21 protein-coding genes, 1 tRNA gene and 1 pseudogene are annotated in these 25,767 nt (G+C 64.3%); 14 read left to right on the plus strand and 9 right to left on the minus strand.

Annotated features, from left to right (window positions below; all coding sequences use genetic code 11):
• Window positions 1-50: 50 nt before the first annotated feature.
• Window positions 51-2,261: a hypothetical protein gene (locus tag CFB40_RS07910; protein WP_089431399.1), complete on the minus strand. Its 2,211-nt coding sequence runs from the start codon at window positions 2,259-2,261 to the stop codon at window positions 51-53.
• A gap of 345 nt (window positions 2,262-2,606) precedes the next feature.
• Window positions 2,607-3,422 (minus strand): tyrosine-protein phosphatase, encoded by an 816-nt coding sequence (locus CFB40_RS07920; protein WP_256976578.1) that lies wholly within the window; start codon window positions 3,420-3,422, stop codon window positions 2,607-2,609.
• A 394-nt stretch (window positions 3,423-3,816) separates the two neighbouring features.
• On the opposite strand from CFB40_RS07920, the gene CFB40_RS07925 reads away from it, so the two are divergent.
• From CFB40_RS07925 to CFB40_RS07940, 4 genes are all read left to right on the plus strand, one after another.
• Window positions 3,817-4,530 (plus strand): class I SAM-dependent methyltransferase, encoded by a 714-nt coding sequence (locus tag CFB40_RS07925; protein WP_089425204.1) that lies wholly within the window; start codon window positions 3,817-3,819, stop codon window positions 4,528-4,530.
• A gap of 159 nt (window positions 4,531-4,689) precedes the next feature.
• Window positions 4,690-4,766: transfer RNA gene (locus CFB40_RS07930), tRNA-Pro, on the plus strand.
• 141 nt (window positions 4,767-4,907) lie between these two features.
• The gene (bamC, locus tag CFB40_RS07935; protein WP_089430988.1) at window positions 4,908-6,119 is read left to right on the plus strand and encodes an outer membrane protein assembly factor BamC; all 1,212 of its coding nucleotides are present in this window, start codon (window positions 4,908-4,910) and stop codon (window positions 6,117-6,119) included.
• A gap of 529 nt (window positions 6,120-6,648) precedes the next feature.
• Complete coding sequence (locus CFB40_RS07940) at window positions 6,649-6,939, plus strand: putative quinol monooxygenase (protein WP_039339313.1); 291 nt, start codon at window positions 6,649-6,651, stop codon at window positions 6,937-6,939.
• A 40-nt stretch (window positions 6,940-6,979) separates the two neighbouring features.
• Here the strand turns inward: CFB40_RS07940 and CFB40_RS07945 are convergent, their stop codons facing one another.
• The 3 genes from CFB40_RS07945 to CFB40_RS07955 all read right to left on the minus strand — a co-directional run bounded on the left by CFB40_RS07945 (window position 6,980) and on the right by CFB40_RS07955 (window position 8,590).
• A complete protein-coding gene (locus CFB40_RS07945) occupies window positions 6,980-7,237 on the minus strand; it encodes a hypothetical protein (protein WP_021162409.1) in 258 nt (85 codons plus the stop codon).
• Window positions 7,238-7,373: 136 nt separating this feature from the next.
• Window positions 7,374-7,652, minus strand: a complete 279-nt coding sequence (locus CFB40_RS07950; RefSeq protein WP_039339310.1) for a hypothetical protein — start codon at window positions 7,650-7,652, stop codon at window positions 7,374-7,376.
• Between the two features lie 221 nt (window positions 7,653-7,873).
• The gene (locus CFB40_RS07955) at window positions 7,874-8,590 is read right to left on the minus strand and encodes a YdcF family protein (protein WP_089425206.1); all 717 of its coding nucleotides are present in this window, start codon (window positions 8,588-8,590) and stop codon (window positions 7,874-7,876) included.
• Between the two features lie 157 nt (window positions 8,591-8,747).
• Here CFB40_RS07955 and CFB40_RS07960 point away from each other — a divergent pair, with 157 nt between their 5' ends.
• Complete coding sequence (locus CFB40_RS07960; RefSeq protein ID WP_011351791.1) at window positions 8,748-9,065, plus strand: hypothetical protein; 318 nt, start codon at window positions 8,748-8,750, stop codon at window positions 9,063-9,065.
• A gap of 165 nt (window positions 9,066-9,230) precedes the next feature.
• On the opposite strand, the gene CFB40_RS39005 is transcribed toward CFB40_RS07960, so the two are convergent.
• The gene (locus CFB40_RS39005; protein ID WP_089425207.1) at window positions 9,231-9,482 is read right to left on the minus strand and encodes a hypothetical protein; all 252 of its coding nucleotides are present in this window, start codon (window positions 9,480-9,482) and stop codon (window positions 9,231-9,233) included.
• Between the two features lie 201 nt (window positions 9,483-9,683).
• Window positions 9,684-10,079: pseudogene (locus CFB40_RS07970) on the minus strand (transposase); the annotation flags it as partial.
• A 431-nt stretch (window positions 10,080-10,510) separates the two neighbouring features.
• Between CFB40_RS07970 and CFB40_RS07975 the strand changes: the two are divergent.
• The 9 genes from CFB40_RS07975 to truB all read left to right on the plus strand — a co-directional run bounded on the left by CFB40_RS07975 (window position 10,511) and on the right by truB (window position 22,661).
• Window positions 10,511-11,413, plus strand: a complete 903-nt coding sequence (locus CFB40_RS07975) for a LysR family transcriptional regulator (protein WP_071334368.1) — start codon at window positions 10,511-10,513, stop codon at window positions 11,411-11,413.
• A 75-nt stretch (window positions 11,414-11,488) separates the two neighbouring features.
• A complete protein-coding gene (locus tag CFB40_RS07980; protein ID WP_089430989.1) occupies window positions 11,489-12,700 on the plus strand; it encodes a pyridoxal phosphate-dependent aminotransferase in 1,212 nt (403 codons plus the stop codon).
• Window positions 12,701-12,972: 272 nt separating this feature from the next.
• Window positions 12,973-14,004, plus strand: coding sequence for an SMC-Scp complex subunit ScpB (gene scpB, locus CFB40_RS07985; RefSeq protein WP_089425209.1), 1,032 nt, complete (start codon window positions 12,973-12,975; stop codon window positions 14,002-14,004).
• A gap of 60 nt (window positions 14,005-14,064) precedes the next feature.
• Window positions 14,065-15,804, plus strand: coding sequence for a 23S rRNA pseudouridine(2605) synthase RluB (gene rluB, locus CFB40_RS07990; RefSeq protein WP_089430990.1), 1,740 nt, complete (start codon window positions 14,065-14,067; stop codon window positions 15,802-15,804).
• A 454-nt stretch (window positions 15,805-16,258) separates the two neighbouring features.
• Window positions 16,259-16,717 carry a ribosome maturation factor RimP gene (gene rimP / locus CFB40_RS07995; protein WP_014897219.1) on the plus strand — a complete coding sequence of 153 codons (459 nt, stop codon included), beginning with the start codon at window positions 16,259-16,261 and terminating at the stop codon, window positions 16,715-16,717.
• Complete coding sequence (gene nusA, locus CFB40_RS08000) at window positions 16,717-18,192, plus strand: transcription termination factor NusA (RefSeq protein ID WP_006476166.1); 1,476 nt, start codon at window positions 16,717-16,719, stop codon at window positions 18,190-18,192. The genes rimP and nusA overlap by 1 nt, the downstream gene beginning before the upstream one ends.
• 91 nt (window positions 18,193-18,283) lie before the next feature.
• Window positions 18,284-21,202 carry a translation initiation factor IF-2 gene (infB, locus tag CFB40_RS08005; protein WP_089425211.1) on the plus strand — a complete coding sequence of 973 codons (2,919 nt, stop codon included), beginning with the start codon at window positions 18,284-18,286 and terminating at the stop codon, window positions 21,200-21,202.
• A 114-nt stretch (window positions 21,203-21,316) separates the two neighbouring features.
• Window positions 21,317-21,715 carry a 30S ribosome-binding factor RbfA gene (rbfA, locus tag CFB40_RS08010; protein WP_089425212.1) on the plus strand — a complete coding sequence of 133 codons (399 nt, stop codon included), beginning with the start codon at window positions 21,317-21,319 and terminating at the stop codon, window positions 21,713-21,715.
• A gap of 13 nt (window positions 21,716-21,728) precedes the next feature.
• The gene (gene truB / locus CFB40_RS08015) at window positions 21,729-22,661 is read left to right on the plus strand and encodes a tRNA pseudouridine(55) synthase TruB (RefSeq protein WP_089425213.1); all 933 of its coding nucleotides are present in this window, start codon (window positions 21,729-21,731) and stop codon (window positions 22,659-22,661) included.
• Between the two features lie 85 nt (window positions 22,662-22,746).
• On the opposite strand, the gene CFB40_RS08020 is transcribed toward truB, so the two are convergent.
• Together CFB40_RS08020 and CFB40_RS08025 are read right to left on the minus strand one after the other, a co-directional pair.
• Window positions 22,747-24,107, minus strand: a protein-coding gene (locus CFB40_RS08020) for an IS3-like element ISBam1 family transposase (protein ID WP_089425429.1) whose coding sequence is annotated in 2 segments (ribosomal slippage) — window positions 22,747-23,648 and window positions 23,648-24,107 — 1,362 coding nt in all. Because the reading frame shifts where the segments join, the coding sequence is not laid out codon by codon here.
• 92 nt (window positions 24,108-24,199) lie between these two features.
• A complete protein-coding gene (locus tag CFB40_RS08025) occupies window positions 24,200-25,756 on the minus strand; it encodes a DHA2 family efflux MFS transporter permease subunit (RefSeq protein WP_089430991.1) in 1,557 nt (518 codons plus the stop codon).
• Window positions 25,757-25,767: the final 11 nt, after the last annotated feature.

Consider the following 25,767-nt stretch of genomic DNA (forward strand, 5'->3'; position numbering starts at 1 on the left):
TGCAGTTCACAACGTGCCGCCGGGCTTTTTTCATGCGTGCCGCGTGTGTTTCAGCGTGACGCGAGCGGGTTCTTCTGCCCCATGTCGACGACCAGCGTGCCGTCCGGCAGCATCCGCACCGAGCCCTGCGCGACCTGGCTGCGGTAGCCGTACAGGTCGAAACGCATCGGGCCGGCCTCGGCCGAATTCCGGATCAGCGCGCGCACGTTCAGTTCGAGCACGTTGAACATCTTCATGTCGCCGCCTTCCATCCACATGTAGCTCGGTGCATCGATCTGCGGCCGTTGCGGCGCGGGCGCGCCCGCCATGCGCCTGAACGTGAGGCGCAGCCCGTCGCGCTCGACCGTTGCCTGTCCGAGCTTGCCGTTCAGCACGGGGGGCGGGAACACCGTGTACTGGTCGAGCACGAGCGTGTCGCCACGCAGTTCCGCGCCGCGCCGCTGCAACGGCGTCAGCGACGCGAGCTCGATGCCGAGCGAACGCAGCAGCTTCGCCTGCGGGATGCCGAGCACCGACACCTGGGACGGTTTGAATGCAAGATGCCGGTCGTCGAGCACGGACAGCGTGCCTTTCATGTCGGTCGGCAGCCAGACGCCCGGCACGTGGTTCCACAGCTTGATGCCGCCCTGGACGCGCAGGTTCGTGCCGTCCGCGCTCAGTTGGAGGTCGTTGAGGGAGCGGGGTGAGTAGTCGAGCAGATAGTTGTTGAAGAGCGCCGACATCGCTTTCCACGACTCGACGACGGTGCCGCCGAGAATGCGGATGTCGTACTGGTTCGGATCGTCGAGGTCGACGGGTTCGCCGGGCCGCTTCGAGACGAGCTCGACGTCGAGGTCCTCGACGTGAAAGCCGATATCCCCAGACAGGTTGAAGTCGACGTTGCGCAGATGGATCGTCGGGTTGCGGTTCGACACATGCCGTTCGTTGAACGGCGTGGTCGACGTGCGCCGCATCGCGACCTTCTGCATGCCGGGGTGGGCGGGGTTCGCCGCGAGTGCGTAGGCTTCCCAGTGCTGGCGTAAGTCGCGCAACGCACTCTGTTGCGCGGCGAGGAAGCTGTCGTTCAGGCGCGCGGTCGCGTTGCCGAGCAACGCGCCGCTGGCCGGGCCCGCATACGACGGCATCCGGATCGCCATCGCGCCGCTTTCGTCGAAATTGAAGTAGCCGGCCGACACCTGGTCGCGATAGTGATAAAGGTCGAACACGAAAGTCTGGTCACGTTTCGTGGCATCGACCGGACCGATCAGGATGTCCGCGTTCATCGGCATCGAGCGCATGAACTTCACGTCGCCGCCGCGAATGTACATCGCTTGCTGCGGCGCGTTCGCGGGCATCGCGAAGCCGGCATGCGTGCCGTCGTCGAGCTTCAGGTCGAGCCCGGCCGGCGTCACGCGCAGCGCGGTGATCGTGAGCTTCAGGCGCGGCGGCGGCATCAGCTTGTCGACCGACATCACGAGATCGTCGCCGGCGAGTTGCGCGATCGGCGTCTGGACTTTCAGCAGGTCGGCCATCTTCACGTTGGCCGCGCGCATCACCGGCTGCGCGTTGATGCCCGATACGCGCACGCCCGTCGGATGGAACACGAGCTGGCTGCCGTCACGGATCGCGAGGGTGCCGGTCAGCGAGAACGGCACCCAGCCGTCGCGCTGCATCTCGCCTTGCAGGTGGATCACGCCGTCGCCGGCCGACACGGCGAGCTTGCGCAGCGGCGCGTTGCGGTAGCCGAAGATGTACGTGTTGAAGAGGGCGGTGAGCTTCGCGTCGTCGAGCGTGACCGTGCCTTCATGTACGTCGATCTGGAAACTGGTCGGATCGTCGAACACGATCGGCGCGCCGGCTTGCGTCGGCACGAGCGTGGCCGACAATTGATGGATGAAGAAGCCGAGATTGTTGACGATGCGGAAATCGACGTCGCGCAGGAACGTCATCGCGCCGTTCTGGCCCGAGTCCCGCAGCGTGAACGGACGCGGTTGCGTGAGGCTGATCGATGCGAGCGACGGCACGGTGCGTGCGACCTGCTGCTCGCGGGCGAGGCGTTCGGCCTTGGTGCGTTCGATCTTCGTCGACGCGACCGACGCGTTGCCGTCACGCTGCGCGGATGATTCCGCGCAACCGGCGCACAGCAGCGCGAGCGCCAGCACGCCGCAGCCGAACACGCGGGACGTCGCGGGCGACAGGGGGCGGGCCGCGCGTGGCGGGCCGGAAATCCAGTCGAAAATTGCCAAAGGCGAGCGATGGCCGCGCCGGACCGCATTCCGCATCGTCTGTCTCCATGTCTTGTCGTGATCGACGGCGGCGCGCGCCACTGCACGGCGCGAGCGTCGATGCCGTGCAGTGTGGCATAGCGTGCTAGAGCGGCGTTACCAAACAACGGGCGCCGGGGTGCGCCTGTCCGGCGGGCTGCGGGACAATGGATTCGGGGTGGTTGGGTGGCCGGATCAAACGGCCGTTTGGTTTGCTCGGCCCGTCGTCGGCGAATGTTTCCGCGACCGGGAAAATCCACCGCAGCCTTGGCCGATGCGGGTTTCGCCGAACGCGACGGGCAGCGGCCGCGGCGGTCGAAGCGGGGATGCGATCCGGCCCCCGTCGCAGCAGCCGCGGGTCGGTCAGACCAGCATGTGCCGCCGGATTGCGTTCAGCGTCGCCTGGTCGAGTTGCAGCCCGTTCGCGATATACGACGTCATCGAGCCGTACGACGCGGCGACCTGGTCGAATGCCGCCTGCAGATAGTCGGTGTGCGCGCCTTGCAGCGCAGTCATCATGTCTGCCGCATTTTGGCCGCCGGCTTTCTGCGCCTGGGCGACCGAAGCGGCGATTTCCGATGCGCTATAGACGTTCGTCAGCAGATAGTCGGCGAGTATCGTCTGCTCGGACGCGCCCAGGATCGTGTGCAGGATCGCGGTTGCCCAGCCCGTGCGATCCTTGCCGGCCGTGCAGTGGAACACCAGGTTTTCGCCGGAGCCAGCGAAGCCGGTGAAGAGCGCGTGATAGCTGGCATGCGCGGTGTCCGACGTGACGAACGCGCGGTACATGCTCAACATGAATGCCGTCGCGGTGGCGCCGGTAGTCGGGATCGGATCGATGCTGGCAGCCCCGAGCACGTTGAGGTTTTGCCAGGTGGCGCCGGCCAGAGGCACATCCGGTTGCGTCTTGATCTCGGCGGGTGTGCGCAGGTCGCAGACCTGCCTGATGCCAAGCGTGCCGACGGTGGCGATGTCCGCGGCCGACAACGCGAGCGCGGATGAACGATAGATCACACCTTTTTTCATCTTGGCGCCGCTCGTTGTCACGTAGCCGGTTCCGTCCGGCCCGGCCGTGTCGCGAAAATTCGATGCGGAACTCAGCCGAGGTGTCGTGACCGGCGCGACCGAAATCGAGTCGCCTCCGCATGCCGACAGAAGCGATGCGCTTCCCAGCGCCACGCCTATCGTGCCGGCGCCCAGCCGGAGAAACTGTCGACGGGAAATTTCGTTTTTCTGATGCATTCAATGCCCTGTGTCGAAGACGGTTACAAGAGGTCGCGACTGCGGTGGTGATCGAAGTCGCCCCTGTATCACGCGACGCGGCAAAGCCGGGGCGGCCGGATCGATCGGCATGCAGTCGGACGGTTCGCCGGTGCGCATCAATTTCGCGCCGGGTAACCGCACGGTAGCGATTTGCGGCGAACCGGCCATCGTCCTTTTCGATTAGGTCGTAATGCGGGTTGCCGGTGTCGGCTACGCGTTGTCGACAGGTAGGATCGGCGGCAGCAGCGAGGTAAGATCGGCAGCAGTGGCTGTATCGACCAAAGCACAGTAGCCATCACGGGGAAACGTCATGGATCTCAAGGAAGTCGACGTATTGGGTGCGGGCGTGGGCGATCACTGGTACTACGCGTCGAAGGCGAGTGCGATCCGTCGGTTCCTGGGGGTGCCAGGTGCAAACCGGATACTCGATGTCGGTGCAGGCTCAGGCTTTTTCTCGAAGCACTTGCTGGAGCGTACGCAGGCGACGGAGGCGTGGTGTGTCGATACGAGCTACGCGGACGATACCGACGGCGAAGCGTCCGGCAAGCCCATCCACTTTCGGCGATCCATTGATCGATTCGACGCCGATCTCGTGTTGCTGATGGACGTACTCGAGCATGTCGACGACGATGTCGGTCTGCTCACGCAGTATGTAAAGGGTGCGCCTTCGGGTAGCCGCTTTCTGATCACGGTTCCCGCGTTCCAGTTCCTCTGGAGCGGTCATGACGATTTTCTCGAACACAAGCGCCGATATACGCTGGGCAATCTCGAGGACGTGGTGCGTCGCTCGGGGCTCGACGTCGAGCACGGCGCCTATTATTTCGGTCTCACGTTTCCGCTTGCGGCAGCGTTGCGGCTCGGCGAGCGGGTGCGTCGGCAGCCGAACGAGCCGGCGTCGCAATTGCGTCGTCACCATCCGTTCGTCAACGGCTTGCTCAAGTCGATCTGTCGGATCGAGTTACCGATATTCCGTTTCAACCGCGTCGCCGGGCTGACGGTCATCTGTGTTGCGCGCAAGCGGTGAAGGCGAGGCGGAGTCGTGTGGTTGGTGGGCAATTCGTCCATGCCACGCGCGTCGTTGCTCGCATCGGCGCCTTCACGCCAAAAAATTTCACAAGAATATTCACAAAATGCATGCGACCCGTTCTAAATCGGAAAACTGTCTGTTATAATTTTTTTCTTTCGGGGCGTAGCGCAGCCTGGTAGCGTACCTGCATGGGGTGCAGGTGGTCGGAGGTTCAAATCCTCTCGCCCCGACCAGACAAAGAACCCGCGTCAGCTCAGGCTGACGCGGGTTTTTTCTTGCCCGTCGCTTTTTTGCACATCGCGGCGCGGCCCCGGTAAAATGCAAGGTTGATCCACGGAAAGCGCCGTGATTTAGCGGAAGAGGATTCCCCGAACATGACTGATCTTCGTCTTACCATGCGGTTCGCTGCAGTGCTCGCCACCGGCGCGCTCGTCGCCGGTTGCGGTACGTCGTCGCCCACGAAAGTGGACTACAAGAGCGATTCGAAATCGAAGGAAGCGTCGCTCGCAGTGCCGCCCAACATGCTCGACGAGACGGCCGATCAGCGTTCGCTGCCGCCCCAGGGCGGCGCGACTTCCCTGTCCGCGCTTCAGCAGGTCCAGCAGGCAGCGCCTGCGCTGGACACTGTTGCTCCGGCCGTCGCCGGCATGCATATCCAGCGCGACGGCACCGAGAGCTGGCTCGTGATCGACGGCAAGCAGCCCGCCGCCGTCTGGCCGCAGGTTCGCCGCTTCTGGCAGGAGCAGGGCTTCCTGCTCGTCGTCGACCAGCGCGACAAGGGCGTGATGGAAACCGACTGGAACGAAACCCATCCGCAGATCAATGACGGCCTGATCCGTAGCGTGATCTCGAAGGCGATGGGCAACTCGTACGTGACGGCCGAGCGCAACAAGTACCGTACGCGTCTCGATTCGGCGCCGAATGGCGGCACCTACGTGTTCATCAGCCAGAAGGGGATGCGCGAAGCGATCACGGGCTCGAACAACGATTCGAGCAAGTGGGAGCCGAAGCCGAATGATCCCGCGCTCGAGACCGAATACCTGAAGCGATTGATGGCGGTGCTCGCACAGAACGAGCAGCGCGCGAAGAACGGCGAGCCGCCAATCGCGAACATCAAGGACAACACGGTACCGGCGGCCAAGGACAAGAAGGCCGACGACGCATCGTCGAAGGCTGCTGCAGCGATTGCCGCGCAAAACGTGTCCCGCACGTCGGCGCAAGGCAACGATGCGGCTGATGCTGCTGTCCCGTCGGAAGTCACGCTCGGCGAGCCGTACGACCGGTCGTGGCTGCGCGTCGGTCTCGCGCTCGATCGTGCGAACTTCACCGTCGACGATCGTGATCGCACGAAGGGCCTGTATTTCGTGCGCTATGTCGATCCGAAGGATCTGACCTCGGCCGAGCAGGGCTTCTGGAGCCAGTTGTTCCACGGCAAGAAGGAAAAGCAGGCGAAGCAGTACCGTGTCAATGTAAAGGCACTCACGGCCGACCAGACGCGCATCGCGATCGTCGACGATTCGGGTGCGATCGATACGTCGTCGCCGGCTCGCCAGATCATGGGGCTGCTCGTGAATCAGCTTCGCTGATCTCGACTTTCTCCGCATCAATGAAAAAGCCCGCCACATGGCGGGCTTTTTCATTGCCGCTCGCTGGCGCGCATGTGTGCCGGAGGTTCGGTCCCTCCTCGTGACGTTACGTAACATCCGCGCGTTACGGCGGCAAAACCCATGTCGCATCGTCGAAAGCCAAAAATTTATCCTTATAAATCAATGAGGTGGTCGGTTTGTGGCAGTTGGCACGCAACCTGCTTTATATGTTGGAATTGTTGAAACAGGGAGGATGGCGTCAGATGCCGGGGGTGCGCCGCGAGCGCCGGAACAACGGTATCGACGTCTTCGAATGTCGACGCAACAAGCGTCGGCGCAACGGATGACGATCCGCGCCAGCGTGCGGATCCCGATGGCCCCGTCGCCTATCCTCGTAGGGCGACGGTTTCGCCCGCGCTTCTCTGAAGCGCGGGCTATTTTTTTGGGGGCCGTCGTGCGACGCCGTGCTGGCGCAGCCAATGCGCGATTCGCGTATTCTCGGGCTTTTCCAGATGAAGGGGGAGCGGGAATGGCGGAAATTGCAGTCGTGGCGCTGATCGTGGCGAAGCCGGGCGCCGAGGAGAAGTTGCGTGCCCAGCTCGAAGGGATTGTCGAGCCGACCCGCAACGAAGCAGGAGCGTTGCAGTACGACCTGCATCGGGACTTGAAGGAGCCGGCGCGATTCGTATTCGTCGAGCGCTGGGAAAGCGAGGAGGCGCTGGCTGCTCATGCGCGTTCGGCGCACATTCTCGCTTATCGGGAAGCGGCCGCGGACTGGATCGAGCGTTCCGAAATCCGCGTGCTGTCGAAGCTCGTCTGAGCCGGGCAGGGCGACCGGACGTGTCCGGTCGCGGGATGCGTCAGTGCGACGTGTTGGGTACGTCGAGGATCAGGATGATCGTCCAGTCGGCGTCGCCGTCGTGATGGTACTGGCGCTCGGCGACGATGAACGGTTGCTGCTTGCCTTGCGGGCCGAGGAAAAGCACGTCGCCCTCCATCGGCAGGCACTCGATCGGCGGCAGCGCGAGGAACGCGTCAGCCGAGCCGCGGGGCATCAGTTGCTTGATCTGGCGAGTGGCGGCTTCGGTCCACTCGATGTCGAGTTGAATGTTGCTCATGCTGTCCTCCGCACCGGGGTGCGCACGGGTGGAAAATTTCGGTGCGCGACTTTAGCACAGCGCACGGGCACCGCAACCAAAAAAGCCGAACCCGGTTGCCCGGATTCGGCTTTTCGCTTGTGCGGTGCCGCCGAACTTACTGGCTGGCGGCGTCTGCGGCCTTGGCAGCCTTCTTGCCGGCCTTCTTCGCAGCAGCCTTGTGGTGAGCAGCCTTCTTGCCGTGGTGATGCTCTTCCTGCACCGCCGGCTGTGCGGCTTCCGCCGCTTGCTGCTGCTGCAGCGCCTGTGCGCGCTGCTCGATCTCGGAGATCTTGGCCGGATCGGTAATCGTCTTGATTTCCGTGCTCTCTTGCGCATACGCTGCGCCAGTCAGCGCCGACATCGCTACCAGGATAGCCAGGGACGTCTTCTTCATTGCTTTACCTCCGCTAAGTGGTGATGAACCCGAGTGTTGCCGTTTTGTCTGGCGACTGCAATCGAGTGCGTGTCGAGTGTAACAAAAGTGACGGATCAATGTGCACCGGATCGTGGCGCGACGCAACGCCCCGTTGAAGTCGCGCAACACTTCGCACGCTTCGTCACGCGGCTGCCATCGTCGTCGTCGCAGTCATTTTCGCTCCGGTTTCCCCGGGGTCGTCAGAACCACCCGAGCCATCGATAGACATGGAACTGCGCGATGCCGACCAGTTCGTGCAGCGCCTGCTCGGCGTTGACTACATTGCGCCAGCGCGGCAGCCAGCCCGTTTGCGCAGGCCGGCGATTCGCATAAACGGGCTGCGGATCGATCCCGAAACGGTGGAAATCGAGCAACGCGCGGCGCATCTGGTATGAGGAAGTGACGAGAATGCGTGCGTCGTCATACTGTGAGCGTAGTATAGACGCAGTGAATTTCGCGTTTTCGTAGGTTGTGCGGCTATCCGGTTCCAGAACGAGGTCCGCGGGCGCGACGCCTTCGGCGACGAGTTGGCGCCCGTATACGGCAGCCTCGGTTTCGCCGTGATGCTGCGGGTCGCCGCCCGACATCACCACGGTGCAGCGCTCGGCTTGCTGCCGGCAGGTGCGGTAGAGCGCTGCGACCTTGTGGATGCGGGCGGTTCCGTCCGGTGGCGGCCGCAGCCCGGAGTCGGTGTGCTTCGTCCCTGCGCCGATGAGAATCAGTGTGGTCCGTCCATGCATGTCCGGGTCCTCGACGGGTGCGACGCCCGCCTCGGTCCAGGCGATCAGCGGCGCGGCGAGCCAGCCTGTCGCGAGCAGCCAGAACAGCGCAACGGCGGCGATCGAGATGATTCGTCGCCGCTTGCGGCAGAGCATGAAACCGATGAAGAGAAGTACAAATGAATCGAACAGAATCAATTTGATTGGGGTATGGTGTCTTTTTATGGACGGCTGACGATCCGGCCCTGACGCGACGCCGAACGTCGGCGTCCAGAATCGGTGGCGGTATCGGCGGGCGGAGACACCGCCCGGCGCGCCGCTTCGCATTGTCGCTGCACTTTAAGAAAGAATCGAGATGGCCACGTATTCCAACGAAGCGGTGCTCGACGCATTGAGACGAGTGCAGTACCGCCAGGTACCGTGGGCACGCCGCCCGGGCGTGTTCGAGTATCTCCGTTCGCTCGGGCTGATGGACACGGTCAGGCAGAAAACCGTTGCCCCCGCACCGGGCTTCCATGCACCGGTCGACATTGCCGTACTGACCGAAAGCGGTCGAGCCGAATTCTCGCGCCTCGAGCGCGACGAGAAATTACTTTCCTGGACCGATCGCCGCATGGCCGACTACGCATTGAGCGAAGCGAGCGCCGTGGCGATTCTCGAAAGCCGCCTGTAGCGGTCGATCATCCCGCCGAAAAAAAGCCCGTATCGCGAGGATACGGGCGTACCGGATACTTTTGCTGTTGCCACGCTGTGCTCATGGCAAGGTTCTGACTCGTCGCATGCGGCGCAGTTCCCGATCGCGGGCGTTTTCTTTTGCGAAATTCCGAAATTGGCAGGACTACGGATGACGCGGTACGTCGGTCGGCTGCGAGCCGATGCGCGCTCGCGCGTTGCTGGCGATGTCGCCACGCAGGTCGCCACGCGGCACGGTTTGCCGGCCGGGCGGATTGGCAGACGGCGGCTGGCGGAGGGTGTTCCGGTGATCCTGCTGGCGGTGGGGCGGCTTCACGCGATCGTCGGCGTGGGCTGGAGCCGACAACGCCACGGAAATGACAATGCCGCATGCAACGAGCAGTGACATTGGTTTCATGGCGGGGCTCCCTTCAAGCCGTCGACGCGGCCTGTTGATATTTCGCTAAGGTAAGCGTGGGAGTGCAGGCTTGCTGTAAATATTGGTAAATAGATGTATCGCGGCACGACAACGGTAATCGACGGCAATGCGGGCGTCGCGAACGGGTCGCGTCGCTGAAAGAAACCGGGCGGCCGAAGCCGCCCGATCGAGCATTCGTTACGCCATCTTGACGGGCGCGCGCCAGGATTCCGGATTGGTCCAGAAGGCGCCGCGCAGCCGGTCGCGGCTCGGCGGTGCGGGCGGCTTCGCGGCGCTTGCGCCGATGCGCCCGCGCAGGGAGATCTGCCGGCCGCTCGTGCCGAGTCGCTTCACGATTTCGGCGAGCGTGCCGTCCGCCTGCCATTCGTCGAAGCGACGGCGGCAAGTCGGCGGCGACGGATAGCGGCCCGGCAGCTTCGACCAGCCTTCACCCGTCGACAGCACCCACAGCACGGCGTTCACCACCGAGCGGGCTTCCACGCGGGGGCGGCCGCGCCGCTCACTCCGTGCGGGTTCAGAGCAAAACAGACCCTCGACCAGCGCCCACTCGTTATCTCTCAAATCGTCGAACAGCATCATGTCCTCACCTCAGCGAAGCTAACTCCGGTGCGCTGCCCTGCGCCGCGCACTCTTCAGGCACTCGATCGTCGAGTGCCGGGTGGGGGCGTCCGGTTGGCCGGCAGCGGCGTTTCTGCTCTTCCGTCCGATCAAACCTGTGCCCTGTGCGCCAGGTAATGCACGAAGCGTGCCATGTCGGAGGTAATTCCCTCGAGAGCCGCTTGGCAGCGAGCTAACGGCTAAGTCAGCTAGGGGCGTATAAGACGCCAAAATAACCCGCCAGCAAATCGGGACAATCACCAATCTTGTGCAGCTCGCCCGCACCACGTGCGTTCGCGGATGTATTGCACCGCAGCGAAACATGTGGGGCAGGTGCCTGATTCGCACCTCGAAGCCGGATTCGCGCATTAAAATCGCGCATCGATATCGACGATTGATGAGGTCAGGAAATGAACGTCACGCTGCGCCAGCTTCGCGTCTTCATCGAGGTCGCGCGGCTCAAGAGCTTCAGTCGCGCGGGTGACGAGATCGGGCTCACGCAGTCCGCGGTCAGTCGCTGCGTGCGCGAACTCGAGGCCGAGCTCGGGCTGAAGCTGATCGATCGTACGACGCGCGACGTGCAGCTGACCGATGTCGGTGCGAACCTGATCGCGAGCGTGTCCCGTCTGCTCGACGATCTCGACGACACGCTGCGCGAGATTCGCGAAATCGGCGAGCAGCGCCGCGGGCGCGTGATCGTCGCAGCCAGTCCGACGATCGCGTGCCGGCTGATGCCGCGCGTGGTTGCGTCGTGCGAGCGCCAGTTTCCGTTCGTGACGCTGGGTTTGCGCGACGACGTGCAGAGCGACGTGTTGCGCAAGGTGAAGTCGAGCGAGGTCGATTTCGGCGTCGTGATCGGTCCGCTCACGGTGGCCGATCTCGTCTGCGAATCGTTGATGACCGATTCGTTCTGCCTGGTCGCACGCGCTGACCATCCGCTCGCGGCGCGCGCCGAGGTGCCCTGGACGGCGCTGGATGGCGAGCGCCTCGTACTCCTCGATCACGCATCGGGAAGCCGGCCGCTGATCGACGCCGCGCTGGCCGCTCATCATGTCAACGCGACGGTCATGCAGGAGCTCGGGCATTCGGCGACCGTGTTCGGACTCGTCGAGGCCGGCGTCGGCGTGAGCGTGCAGCCGTGGCTGTCGCTGCCGCTACCAGCCGGCTCGACGCTCGTTGCGCGGCCGCTCACGCCACGCACCGAGCGCACGGTCGAACTCGTGCGCCGCCGCGACCGGTCGTTGTCGCCCGCTGCGCAGGCGATCTGGGAACTCGTGCGGCAGATGCCGGCGAGGGCAGAGGACCTCGACTGAAGCGGATCGACGTGCGCCGGCCCTGCTTGCAGGCCGGTACACTACGCGGACCGTGTTCCTCGAAGGTGGTTCTCGATGGTGCATTCCGCAGATTCTCTTCCGGTGGCCGGTTCGCCGGCGGCCCGCGATGCCGTGCACGCGTTGCGTCCGTCGCTGATCCGGGAAGTGGCAAACGCCGGCTTTGGCGTGCCGGACATGCTGCCGTTCTGGTTCGGCGAATCCGATCGCGCGACGCCGGACTTCATCCGGGACGCCGCCGCGGCGGCACTGCGCGATGGCGCAACCTTCTACACGCACAACCTCGGCACTGCGCCGCTGCGCGATGCGATCGCCTCCTACGTCAGCGCCCGTCACGGGGCGACGGCGGCCGACACCGTCGCCGTGACGAGTTCGGGCGTGAGCGCGCTGATGCTGGCCGCGCAGATGCTGGTCGGTCCGGGCGAGCGTGTCGTCGCGGTCACGCCGCTGTGGCCGAATCTCGTCGAGATTCCGAAGATCCTTGGGGCGCAGGTCGAATGCGTACCGCTCCGCTATGGCGATGCGGGTTGGCAGCTCGATGTCGGGCGGCTGCTTGCGGCGCTGACGCCCGATACGCGGATGCTGCTGATCAACTCGCCGAACAATCCGACCGGCTGGACGATGTCGCGCGACGACCAGCAAGCGGTGCTCGCCCATTGCCGCCGCCACGGCATCTGGCTGGTCGCCGACGAGGTGTACGAGCGGCTCGCGTTCGACGCGGGCGGCGCGGACGGTGCGCCATCGTTCCTCGACATCGCGTCACGCGACGAGCGGGTCGTGGTCGTGAATTCGTTTTCGAAAGCGTGGGCGATGACGGGCTGGCGCCTGGGGTGGCTCATCGCGCCGGCAGCGGTGATGGCTGACCTGTCGAAGCTCGTCGAATACAACACGTCGTGTGCGCCGGGCTTCGTGCAGGCCGCGGGTGAGGTCGCGCTGCACGATGGCGAGCCGTTCGTGCGGTCGTTCGTCGCGGCGCTGCGCGATGCGCGCGATCACCTGGTCGCCGCGCTGCGCACCCTGCCGGGTGTCGAGGTGCCGCCTCCGCCGGGCGCGATGTACCTGTTCCTGCGCCTGCCGGGCGCGTCAGACAGCCTCGCGTTCTGCAAGACGCTGGTGCGCGAGGCGGGGCTCGGGCTCGCGCCCGGGCGTGCATTCGGCCCGGAGGGGGAAGGGTTCGTGCGCTGGTGCTACGCATGCGATCCGGCGCGGCTCGACGCGGGTGTCGAGCGGTTGCGGCGGTTCCTTGCACGGGGCGTGGCCGACCGCTGAAGCGGGGCCGGAGCGGGCACGGCGTGCTGGCGGCACCCCGTTCGGCTCATCTTTACGCACCGGACAATTTTGCGTAATATGGCGCTCAGTCACGCGGTTCCGTCGTTGAACCGTGCTGTTCCGTCCGGTTTGGGCCTGGCCTGAAGTTGGTTCGCCGCCCCCGGTTCGTGCTCCCATCAATATGACCGATCAGAATCGGGCGAGCGCGTCTTCCGTTCCTTTCGTCTGTTTGTTGATCCGGTTCGTTTGACCACAGGGTCTGGCCTAGCTGCATGAATACCCAAGAGGCGAAGATCGTCCTCGAGACTGCTTTGATCTGCGCGCAGGAACCGCTGAAACTCGGCGATTTGCGCAAGCTCTTTGCCGACGGCGTGTCGGCTGACACGGTCCGCACGTTGCTCGAAGATCTGAAACAGGATTGGTCCGGCCGCGGCGTCGAACTGGTGGCGCTGGCAACCGGATGGCGCTTCCAGAGCAAGCCGGCGATGCGCCACTATCTGGATCGCCTGCATCCCGAGAAGCCGCCGAAATATTCGCGTGCGGTGCTCGAAACGCTCGCGATCATCGCGTATCGGCAACCTGTCACGCGCGGCGACATCGAAGAGATTCGCGGCGTGACGGTCAATACGCAGGTGGTCAAGCAACTCGAGGATCGCGGCTGGATCGAGGTGATCGGTCATCGCGACGTGCCGGGACGCCCGGCGCTGTATGCGACGACCAAGCAATTCCTCGACGACCTCGGCCTGAAGGCGCTCGATGATCTGCCTGCACTCGAAGAGCCGGCCGCGAACATCGAGGCCGCGCTGCTGGCGCAGCAGGCGATGGATTTCGACGAGGGCATGCCGGTTGCCGGTGACGCAACGGGCGACGCGCCGCAAACGGATGAGGCATCCAGCGATCAATCGGCAGGCTTGCCGGATGATCCTGCGGCGGACGTCGCGTCGACGCATGAAATCGCGAGCCGCGATACGCTCGATGCTGGTCGCGGGCAAGCTGAACGAATGGAACAGGCTGGCGCCGAAGCAGTGCCAGCCGGTGTGCAGCCCGAGCCGCTGCGCGCGGATTGGAGCGAGGAAGATCGCAAGCCGGCTGCCGAAGCGGTTGCCGGAGACGGAGCGGAAGCGGCCGGCGACATGCCCGGCGAGGCCGGCCAGGCCGACGCCCCCCGTTCCCGTCCTGCGGACGACGAGATGCTGGACGACACGTCCGACAGTCTCGCCGATGCCGTACGAAGCGCCAGTGCACCCATCGGTGCCGATGCGTTGCCGGACGACGAAGCAGAACCTGAACAGCGTCGCGCCTGATCGCGGCCAACTTCTTGCCGCGCCCGCGCCGGGCGCGAGACCTGACATTTTGAGGTTGTTTTGACAGATATCCACGATATTGAATCGTCCGCGCCTGCCGTACAGGCAGCGCGTGCCGACGATGCACCGGAGCAGGGCGCTTCGGCCGAGGGCGGCGACGAGCGTCCCCGCCGCGGTCTGCGGCGAGGCCCGCGCAGCCTGATCGCGCGGCGTCGCGCGGCGGCCAAGTCGAAGGGCGCCGAAGGCGAGCCGCAGGGAGGGGAAGGCGCTGACGCGCAGCCGGCCGAGGCCACCGAAGCGCAGCAGCCGACGCGTGCGCCGCGCAAGGAAGGTGCGGCCAAGGGTGCTCGCAAGCCGGCGGCCAAGCGCGAAGGCGCGGCCAAGGCTCAGGGCGGCCAAGGCGGCCAGGGTCGTCGCGGCAGCGCGCCGAAGGCTGAAGGCGGTGCGGCAAAGGTGGAGGGCGATGCGTCCCAGGACGAACTGTTCGCCTACGTGACGTCGCCGGCATTCGACGCGGACAACTCCGCGGGCGGTAGCGGCGTGCGTGCACCGATGCTGCGTCGCGGCCGTAGCCAGCCGGCGAACAAGCGCGTGCTGTCGCCGGACGACGACGCGCCGAAGCTTCACAAGGTGCTGGCGGAAGCGGGCATGGGCTCGCGCCGCGAAATGGAAGAACTGATCGTCGCCGGCCGCGTGTCGGTGAACGGCGAGCCCGCGCACATCGGCCAGCGCATCATGCCGACCGACCAGGTGCGGATCAACGGCAAGCCGGTCAAGCGCAAGCTGCCGAACAAGCCGCCGCGCGTGCTGCTGTACCACAAGCCGACGGGCGAGATCGTCAGCCACGCGGATCCCGAAGGCCGTCCGTCGGTGTTCGACCGCCTGCCGCCGATGAAGACGGCGAAATGGCTTGCGGTGGGCCGCCTCGACTTCAATACCGAAGGTCTGCTGATGCTGACGACTTCGGGTGACCTCGCCAACCGCTTCATGCACCCGCGCTACAGCGTCGAGCGCGAGTACGCGGTGCGCGTCGTCGGCGAACTGGCCGAAGGCATGCGGCAGAAGCTGCTGCACGGCGTCGAGCTCGATGACGGCCCGGCGAACTTCCTGCGCATCCGCGACGGCGGCGGCGAAGGCACGAACCACTGGTATCACGTTGCGCTGGCCGAAGGCCGCAACCGCGAAGTGCGCCGGATGTTCGAGGCGGTCGGTCTGATGGTGAGCCGTCTGATCCGTACGCGTCACGGCCCGATTCCGCTGCCGCGCGGCCTGAAGCGCGGTCGCTGGGAAGAGCTCGACGACACGCAGGTGCGCAAGCTGATGGCGACCGTCGGCCTGAAGGCGCCGACCGAGGAGAAGGGCAAGCGCGGCGGTGCCGGCCAGGCAGAACGTCGCCAGCCCGATCCGATGCAGACGTCGATGGGCTTCATCGGCCGAGAGCCGGTGCTGACGACACACGGGCAGCTGGATCAGCCGCGTCGCGGCGGCGGTCGTCGCGGCGGGCCGGGCCTGCCGGGTCTGAGCGGCTACGGCAGCCTGCCGGTCGCACCGTCGGGCTACGGCAATCGCGCCGGCGGCGGCGGACGCGATGGCAATCGCGCTGGCGGTGGCCGTGGTGATGTCGACGGCAACCGCGCGTCGTATGGCGCAGGCCCCAAGCGCGACGGCGCGGGCCCCAAGCGCGGCGGCAGCAAGGGTGGTAACCGCAATCCGAACGGCAATCGTGCCGAGGGTGCCGGCAACGGCGGCGGCCCGCGCGGCGGTCAGCGTCCGCAGCGCAGCCGCACGCGCAGCCGCTGAGCAATCAGGCACGCGGCGCAAGGCCGCCGGTGTGCCGGCCGGATCGGCATCCGGCCGGTTTTGTCGGCGCGAGGCATTGCGTTTGTTGCTTTCGACTGTATATATGTCACGCGGTGCGGGATGGCCGCCGGCATGACCGATCTCCGGCCTGCCTTCATGGCGCCGGTTGATCGTGCAGCCCGATTTCGCATTTTTGGGCCCGTAAAGGCAGACGACACGCTGCTTTTACCGGCTGGCTTGGCGTTTGCGCCAAAAATCGCTATAATCGCGGAGTCGCTGGGCGTACGGATTCAATGTGCGGCTCAGGTGCGACCACCAGTAAGAAGATGGGCGTTCCGCCCATTTTTTTTTGCTGAAACGGTTAGGCATCTCGGGTAGCGCTTCCTGCGCCGGCTAAGGCGCGCGCCCGCGGGTGTAATCGCGAGCGGCGGGCGCGAACACCTGAGAGGACACAGTGCAACTGACGGAACTGATAGAAACCACGGTCACCGGGCTCGGCTACGAGCTGGTGGATCTCGAGCGCACCGGGCGCGGCATGCTTTGCATCTATATCGATCAGCCTGCCGGCATCTCGCTCGAAGATTGCGAAAAGGTCACGCGTCAGCTCCAGCACGTCTTGACGGTCGAAAACATCGATTACGAACGGCTCGAAGTCTCGTCCCCGGGGCTCGACCGCCCGTTGAAGAAGCTGGCCGACTTCGAGCGCTTCGCTGGCAGCGAAGTTTCCGTGACCTTGAAAAAGCCGCTGGACGGGCGCAAGACGTACCGGGGCATTCTGCACGCGCCGAATGGCGAAACGATCGGTTTGGAATTTGAGAGGAAGAAGGGCGAGGCGGCCATGCTGGATTTCACGCTGGCCGATATCGACAAAGCCCGCCTGATTCCGCAAGTTGACTTTAGGAGCCGCAAATAATGAGTCGCGAAGTGTTGATGCTGGTGGATGCGCTGGCGCGCGAGAAAAACGTCGACAAGGATGTGGTGCTGGGCGCCCTCGAGGCTGCGCTCGCGTCCGCTTCCAAGAAGCTGTTCGACGAAGGCGCCGAAATCCGCGTCCATATCGATCGCGAAAGCGGCGAGCACGAAACCTTCCGTCGCTGGCTCGTCGTGCCCGACGAGGCAGGCTTGCAGGAGCCGGATCGCGAGATCCTGCTGTTCGAAGCACGTGAGCAGAAGCCCGACGTCGAAGTCGGCGAGTATGTCGAGGAACCCGTTCCGTCGATCGAGTTCGGTCGCATCGGCGCGCAGGCCGCCAAGCAGGTGATCCTGCAGAAGGTGCGCGACGCCGAGCGCGAGCAGATCCTGAACGACTACCTCGAGCGGGGTGAAAAGATCATGACGGGTACGGTGAAGCGCCTCGACAAGGGCAACTTCATCGTCGAATCGGGCCGTGTCGAGGCGCTGCTGCGCCGCGATCAGCTGATCCCGAAGGAAAACCTGCGCGTGGGCGACCGCGTGCGCGCCTACATCGCGAAGGTCGACCGCACCGCGCGCGGCCCGCAGATCGAGCTGTCGCGTACGGCGCCCGAGTTCCTGATGAAGCTGTTCGAGATGGAAGTGCCGGAAATCGAGCAGGGCCTGCTCGAAATCAAGGCGGCTGCCCGTGACCCGGGCGTGCGCGCGAAGATCGGCGTCATCGCGTACGACAAGCGGATCGATCCGATCGGCACCTGCGTCGGCATCCGCGGTTCCCGCGTGCAGGCCGTGCGCAACGAGCTCGGTGGCGAAAACATCGACATCGTGCTATGGTCGGAGGATCCCGCCCAGTTCGTGATCGGCGCGCTCGCGCCGGCAGCTGTTCAGTCGATTGTCGTCGATGAAGAAAAGCACTCGATGGACGTCGTCGTCGACGAGAACGAGCTGGCTGTCGCGATCGGCCGCAGCGGTCAGAACGTTCGTCTTGCAGGCGAACTGACCGGCTGGCAGATCAACATCATGACGCCGGACGAATCCGCCCTGAAGCAGGGTGAAGAGCGCGACCGGCTGCGTGCACTGTTCATGGCGCGTCTCGACGTCGACGAAGAAGTTGCCGACATCCTGATCGACGAAGGCTTCACGAGCCTGGAAGAGATCGCGTACGTGCCGCTCAACGAAATGCTCGAAATCGAGGCGTTCGACGAGGACACCGTGCACGAACTGCGCAACCGCGCACGCGACGCGCTGTTGACGATGGCCATCGCGAACGAAGAAAAGGTCGAGAACGCAGCGCTGGATCTCAAGAGCCTCGACGGCATCACGCCGGAGCTGCTCGCGAAGCTGGCCGAACACGGCGTGCAGACGCGCGACGATCTCGCCGAGCTGGCTGTAGATGAACTGGTCGACATGACCGGAATGGAAGAGGATGCCGCTAAGGCGTTGATCATGAAAGCACGTGAACATTGGTTCCAGTGAGAAATGACCATGGCGCACTGATTTGATGGCGGCCGTATGGCCTGACCCGATGCTAACCGCAAGGAATCGGTCCTTGCACTAAGAGGAATGAATGGCGAGTAACAACGTAGCCCAATTTGCCGCGGAACTGAAAATGCCTGCTGGTGTGCTGCTCGAACAGCTGCAGGCAGCGGGCGTCCAGAAAGCGAGTGAAGACGATGCGCTGTCCGAAACGGACAAGGCGCGTCTGCTCGATCATTTGCGCAAGTCGCACGGCGCAACCGACGGCGACAAGCGCAAGATCACGCTGACCCGCAAGCATACGTCGGAGATCAAGCAATCTGACGCGACGGGCAAGGCTCGCACCATTCAGGTCGAGGTCCGCAAGAAGCGTACGTTCGTCAAGCGCGACGACGTGAGCGAGGGTGCGGAACAGGGTCAGGCGCAGGTCGCCGAAGCGGACGACGATGCGGAACTGAAGCGTCGCGAAGAAGAAGCGCGCCGTGAGGCCGAGCTGCTCGAGAAGCAGGCGCAGGAGCTTCGCGAGCGTCAGGAACGCCTCGAGCGCGAGGAAGCAGAGCGCCGCGCCCGCGAGGAAGCGGCTGAAGCCGAGCGTCGTCGCGCCGAGGAAGAGGCAGCGACGAAGCGTGCTGCAGCCGAAGCTGCGGCCGCACAGCAGCAGGCAGCCGCACAGCAGGCTGCAGCAGCCGAGCAGCAGGAAACGGCGAGCACGCAGTCCGCGCAGGACGAAGCACGCGCAGCCGCCGAACGTGCGGCTCAGCGCGAAGCGGCGAAGAAGGCTGAAGACGCTGCCCGCGAGGCGGCGGACAAGGCGCGCGCCGAGCAGGAAGAGATCAGCAAGCGTCGTGCAGCGGCAGAAGCCGAGGCGCGTGCGATCCGCGAAATGATGAACACGCCGCGCAAGGCCGTGGTCAAGGCAGTCGAGCCGCCGAAGCCGGTCGAGCCGCCGAAGCCGGCCGAAGCGAAGGGCACGCTGCACAAGCCGGCAAAGCCGGAAGGTGCGCAGGCGCGTCCGGCCGTGAAGAAGCCGGCCGGTGCGGCAGCGCCGGCTACGACTGCGCCGGCAGGCGCGGGCGACCGCAACAAGAAGCCGGGCGCAGGCAAGGGCGGCTGGCAGGACGACGCGTCGAAGCGCCGCGGCATCAAGACGCGCGGCGATTCGAGCGGCGGTGTCGACCGCGGCTGGCGCGGCGGCCCGAAGGGTCGCGGCCGTCACCAGGACAGCTCGACGTTCCAGGCGCCGACCGAACCGATCGTTCGTGAAGTGCACGTGCCGGAAACCGTGTCGGTTGCCGACCTCGCGCACAAGATGTCGGTCAAGGCCTCCGAAGTCATCAAGGTGATGATGAAGATGGGCCAGATGGTCACGATCAACCAGGTGCTGGACCAGGAAACGGCGATGATCATCGTCGAAGAACTGGGCCACCGCGCGGTTGCCGCGAAGCTGGACGATCCGGAAGCGCTGCTCGTCGAAGGCGAAACCGGTACCGATGCGGAGCAACTGCCGCGTCCGCCGGTCGTCACGGTCATGGGTCACGTCGACCACGGCAAGACCTCGCTGCTCGACCACATCCGCCGCGCGAAGGTTGCAGCGGGCGAAGCGGGCGGCATTACGCAGCACATCGGCGCATACCACGTCGAAACGCCGCGCGGCGTCATCACGTTCCTCGATACGCCGGGTCACGAAGCGTTCACGGCAATGCGTGCACGCGGCGCGAAGGCGACCGACATCGTGGTGCTGGTGGTAGCAGCCGACGACGGTGTGATGCCGCAGACGAAGGAAGCCATCGCCCACGCGAAGGCAGGCGGTGTGCCGATCGTCGTCGCGATCAACAAGATCGACAAGCCGGACGCGAATCTCGATCGCGTCAAGCAGGAGCTGGTCGCGGAAGGCGTCGTGCCGGAAGAGTACGGTGGCGATTCGCCGTTCGTGCCGGTTTCGGCGAAGACGGGCGCGGGTATCGACGATCTGCTCGAGAACGTGCTGCTGCAAGCCGAAGTGCTGGAACTGAAGGCGCCGGTCGAGGCGCCGGCCAAGGGCATCGTGATCGAAGCGAAGCTCGACAAGGGCAAGGGCCCGGTCGCGACGATCCTGGTGCAGTCCGGTACGCTGAACCGAGGCGACGTCGTGCTGGCGGGTACGGCCTATGGCCGCGTGCGCGCGATGCTCGACGAAAACGGCAAGCCGACGAAGGAAGCCGGCCCGTCGATTCCGGTCGAAATCCAGGGTCTGTCGGAAGTGCCGGGTGCGGGCGAAGAAGTGATCGTGCTGCCGGACGAGCGCAAGGCGCGCGAGATCGCGCTGTTCCGTCAGGGCAAGTTCCGCGACGTCAAGCTTGCGAAGCAGCAGGCCGCGAAGCTGGAAAGCATGCTCGAGCAGATGGGCGAAGGCGAAGTGCAGAACCTGCCGCTCATCATCAAGGCGGACGTGCAAGGCTCGCAGGAAGCACTCGTGCAGTCGCTGCTCAAGCTGTCGACCGACGAAGTGCGCGTGCAGATCGTGCACAGTGCGGTGGGTGGCATCAGCGAAAACGACGTCAACCTCGCAACGGCATCGAAGGCGGTCATCATCGGCTTCAACACGCGTGCAGATGCACAGGCGCGCAAGCTGGCCGAGTCGAACGGCATCGACATCCGTTACTACAACATCATCTATGACGCAGTGGATGAGGTGAAGGCGGCGATGTCGGGCATGCTGGCGCCGGAGAAGCGCGAAGTCATCACCGGCATGGTCGAGGTGCGCCAGGTCTTCAAGGTACCGAAGATCGGTGCAGTCGCCGGCTGTATGGTGACGGACGGTGTCGTCAAGCGCTCGTCGTCGGTGCGCGTGCTGCGCAACAACGTCGTGATCTTCACGGGCGAACTTGAATCGCTGAAGCGCTTCAAGGACGACGTGAAGGAAGTGAAGCAAGGCTTCGAGTGCGGTATGTCGGTGAAGAACTTCAACGACATCGTCGAAGGCGACCAGTTCGAAGTCTTCGAAGTGACCGAAGTCGCGCGTACGCTGTAACCCTCGCGCATCGGCTCATGGGCGGGGCAGGCTTGGGCCTGTCCCGCCCATTTTCATGGTGGCGTGCCAACACTGGCCGCCGCTTTATCCTGATAAACGGATCACGGATCGATCATGTCCAGGAAACGTACTTCCCCCAATCGCAACGTGCAGATCGCTGACCAGATTCAGCGCGATCTGTCCGAACTCATCATGCGCGAGGTTAAAGACCCGCGCATCGGCATCGTGACCATCCAGAGTGTGGAACTCACGCCGGATTACGCACACGCGAAGGTCTACTTCACCGCGTTGACCGGCGATCCGGACAAGACGCAGGAAGCGCTGAACCACGCGTCGGGTCACTTGCACAACCTGTTGTTCAAGCGTCTGCACATCCATACGGTGCCGACGCTGCATTTCCACTACGACCAGACGATCGAGAAGGCCGTGGAAATGTCGCGCCTGATCAAGGAAGCGAACTCGACGCGCGCGAAGGACGACGACGAGGCCGATTCGGCCGCCAAGGACGACTGAGCTCGACCGGCCTATGACGACTGCAGCACCCCAACGTCCGCGCGTGCCCCGGCGCGTGCTGGACGGCGTCCTCCTGCTCGACAAGCCGGTCGGCCTGTCGAGCAACGATGCGCTGATTCGCGCGAAGCGTCTGCTGCTCGCGAAGAAAGCCGGTCACACCGGTACGCTCGATCCGCTGGCTTCGGGCCTGCTGCCGCTGTGCTTCGGCGAGGCGACGAAGTTTTCGCAGGATCTGCTCGAAGCGGACAAGACGTACGAAGCGACGATGCGTCTCGGCCAGCGTACGGCTACCGGCGACGCGGAAGGCGAGGTGATCGAAGCGCGGCCGGTCGAATGCGACCGCACGGCGGTGGAAGCCGCGCTCGTGCGCTTCACCGGCGAGATCGTGCAGGTGCCGCCGATGTATTCGGCGCTCAAGCGCGATGGCAAGCCGCTGTACGAATATGCGCGGGCGGGGCAGACCGTCGAGCGCGAGGGCCGCAACGTGACGATCCTCGCACTCGACCTGCTCGCGTGCGACCTGCCTGATGTGACGTTTCGCGTGACCTGCAGCAAGGGCACTTACGTGCGTACGCTGGCGGAGGATATCGGCGAGGCGCTCGGTTGCGGCGCGCATCTGACGATGCTGCGTCGCACGGGCGTCGGCGCGCTGACGCTCGAGCATGCGGTGACGCTCGATGCGCTGTCCGATGCCGACGAAGCGTCGCGCGATGCGTGGCTCCAGCCGGTCGACGCGTTGCTGTCGACGTTTCCGCTGGTTCGTCTCGATGAAACCAGCGCGAAACGGTTCCTGCACGGCCAGCGTCTGCCGCTGTCGGCGCTCGATCCGATCGATGCGGCCGAAGGTGAGCGTGTGCGCGTCTATGACGCCACTCGGTTGCTCGGCGTGGCGCGCAAGGCGAACGGCGTACTTGCGCCGGAACGGCTCGTCGTCACGGCGGCCTGACGCCGCCGCGCGAACGCGCTCCCGTTGGAATAAAAAAGCCCGGTCGATGTGAACTGACCCCGTAAAGTTGGACGGGTTATGACGGCTAGGGCTGAGAGGGCTGAGTTCTGTATTGCACGGGACTCAGCCCTTTTAGTTTCAGTTTGATGCGGTCGTGATTGTAGTAGTGGATGTAGCTTGCCAAGCCGGTTTGCAGTTCGTCCAGGTTGCGGAACCGATTCAGATGGAAGAACTCGGATTTCAGCGTGCCGAAGAAGCTCTCCATGGCGGCGTTGTCCAGGCAATTCCCTTTACGCGACATGCTTTGCGTGAGCGCTCGTTGCTGCAGTAGGCGGCGATACGCAGGCATCTGGTACTGCCAGCCCTGATCCGAATGCAAGAGAGGCCGCTCGTGTGACTTCAAGCGCGCCAATGCCTTGCGAAGCATTGCGCTGACCATCTCGAACGCCGGGCGCCTCGCGGTTTCATAAGCAATGATCTCGCCGTTGTACAGATCGAGCACTGGTGACAGGTACAGCTTCTGGCCACCCACGTTGAATTCCGTGACATCCGTTACCCACTTCTCATTCGGACGCTTTGCGTAGAACCGACGCTGTAAAACATGAGGTGCAACACGTCCGACGCTACCTTTGTAGGAGCGGTATTTCTTCGGGCGCACACAAGACTTCAGCCGCAACTCACCCATCAGACGCGCCACAGTCTTGTGGTTAATCACCTGTCCCAGATTACGTAGAGCGAGCGTGATGCGTCGATAGCCGTAGCGGCCCTTGTGCCGTTCGAACAGCGAGCAGATTCTTGCCCTTGTATCGGCATACTTGTCGGCTGCTCCGAGCAATTTCTGATGATAGTAGAACGTGCTGCGCGCCAAGCCGGCAACCTTCAACAAGCCCGCAAGCGGATATTGCTGCCTTAGCTCGAGCACGATTTGCGCTTTTTGCGTTGCGCTGATCGCTGCTGCGCTTGAGCCAAGGCTTCGAGCTTTTTTAAGTACGCGTTCTCCATGCGCAGGAAGTTCAACTCGTCGAGTAGTTCCTGTCGGGAGCGCGTATCGTCCTCGGGTAGCGGCGGTGGCGTGAGCGGTGGCTTGGGCATCTTCCTGGGGCGCCCCCGCTGGCGCGGCGACAGTGCGTCTATACCGCCTTCATCATACTGGCGTTTCCACTGGCCGATGGCCGTACGGTTCCTAATGTTGAAGCGTGCAGCCGTCTCACGCGCTGACAACCCTTCGCTACGCATTTGCTGCAGTACAAGCAACTTGAACTCTGCGCTGTAGCGCTCGCACTTCTTCTTCAAGCCTGCCGGACCATGTATGCGATGGGCCGCCACCCACTTGCGGATCGTCGCCTCATCGACGCCGTGGCGCTTGGACATCTCACGGAACCCAGCGTGGCCGGACTCGTACTCCTCTGCAATGGATACCTTGAACTGCTCCGTGTACTTGCTCATGAAAAACACCCCAAAGGTTGGATCGATGTCCAACTTTTGGGGTGCAGTTCACGTTGCCAACCGGGCTTTTTGTTTGCGTCCAGGCTGCGTGTTCAGTGTGCGGCCGATGCCGCGGCACCTGCATCGCCACCCGAGCGCTCGGGCTTCGTGATCCAGATCAGCCCGATCAGCAGCACGAAGATCGCCGCGGAGATGTAGAACAGGTCGTTCACGCCGAGTTGCGCGGCCTGCTGCGTGGCCATGTTGTTGATCAGCCCGTGCGCCTGGTCCTGCGTCAGCCCGAGGTTGCCCATCTGCGTGACGGCCTGGTTGAACGTCGGGTTGTAGACGTTCGTCTGCTCGACCAGTTGCGCGTGATGGAAGTTGTTGCGATGGTCCCAGGCCGTCTGGAAGATCGACGTGCCGATGCCGCCGCACATGATCCGCACGAAGTTCGACAGGCCCGATGCCGCGGGAATGCGGTGGCCGGGCAGGCCGGACAGCGTGATCGACACCAGCGGGATGAAGAAGCCGGCCATCGCGATGCCCTGCACGAGCGTCGGCAGCGTCAGCGACCATTCGTCGACGCCCGTCGTGTAGCGCGAGCGCATCCAGAAGCACAGCGCAAACGTCAGGAACGACGCCGTCGAGATGAAGCGCGGATCGGTGCGCGGCAGATACTTCCCGGTGAGCGGAGACAGCAGGATCGCAAACAGCCCGACCGGCGCCATTACGAGACCGGCGTCGGTCGCGGTGTAGCCGATCTGCGTCTGCAGCCACAGCGGCAACAGTACGAGGTTGCCGAAGTACAGACCGTACCCGATCGACAGCGCAACCGTGCCGCCGGTGAAGTTCCGCATGCGGAACAGCGACAGGTCGACGACCGGATGCTCGGCAGTCAATTCCCAGATGACGAAGAACGCGAACGCAATGACGGCGGTCAGCGCGAGCACGATGATGGTTGTCGACGCGAACCAGTCGAGATCCTTGCCCTTGTCGAGCATGATCTGCAGCGAGCCGACCCAGACGACCAGCAGCGCGAGGCCTACGCCATCGATCGGCGCGCGGCGCACGGCCGACTCCCGGTTGCGATAGATCATCCACGTCGCGGCGGCGGCGGCGATGCCGACCGGGATGTTGACGTAGAAGATCCACGGCCACGAGTAGTTGTCCGAGATCCAGCCGCCGAGGATCGGGCCGGCGACGGGCGCGATCAGCGTCGTCATCGCCCATAGCGCGAGCGCCATCGGTGCCTTGGCGCGTGGATAGCTCGACAGCAGGAGCGCTTGCGACAGCGGAATCATCGGGCCTGCCACCGCGCCTTGCAGCACGCGCGACCCCAGCAGGAACGGCAGGTTGGGCGAGAGACCGCACATCCACGACGAAATCACGAACAGGATGATCGACGCGAGGAACAGGCGCACCTGCCCGAAGCGGTCGGTCAGCCAGCCGGTCAGCGGCACCGAGATCGCGTTCGCGACCGCGAACGACGTGATGACCCACGTGCCCTGGTCGGACGACACGCCGAGGTCGCCCGAGATGGTCGGGATCGCGACGTTCGCGATGGACGTGTCGAGCACGTTCATGAACACCGCGAGCGATACCGCGATCGTCCCGATCACGAGTTGCCCGCCCTGCAAGGGCGGGTGAGAGACAGGAGCCTGTGCCATGTCGGTTGATT

The sequence above is a fragment of the Burkholderia sp. AU31652 genome, assembly GCF_002223155.1.
Taxonomy (GTDB): Bacteria; Pseudomonadota; Gammaproteobacteria; order Burkholderiales; family Burkholderiaceae; genus Burkholderia.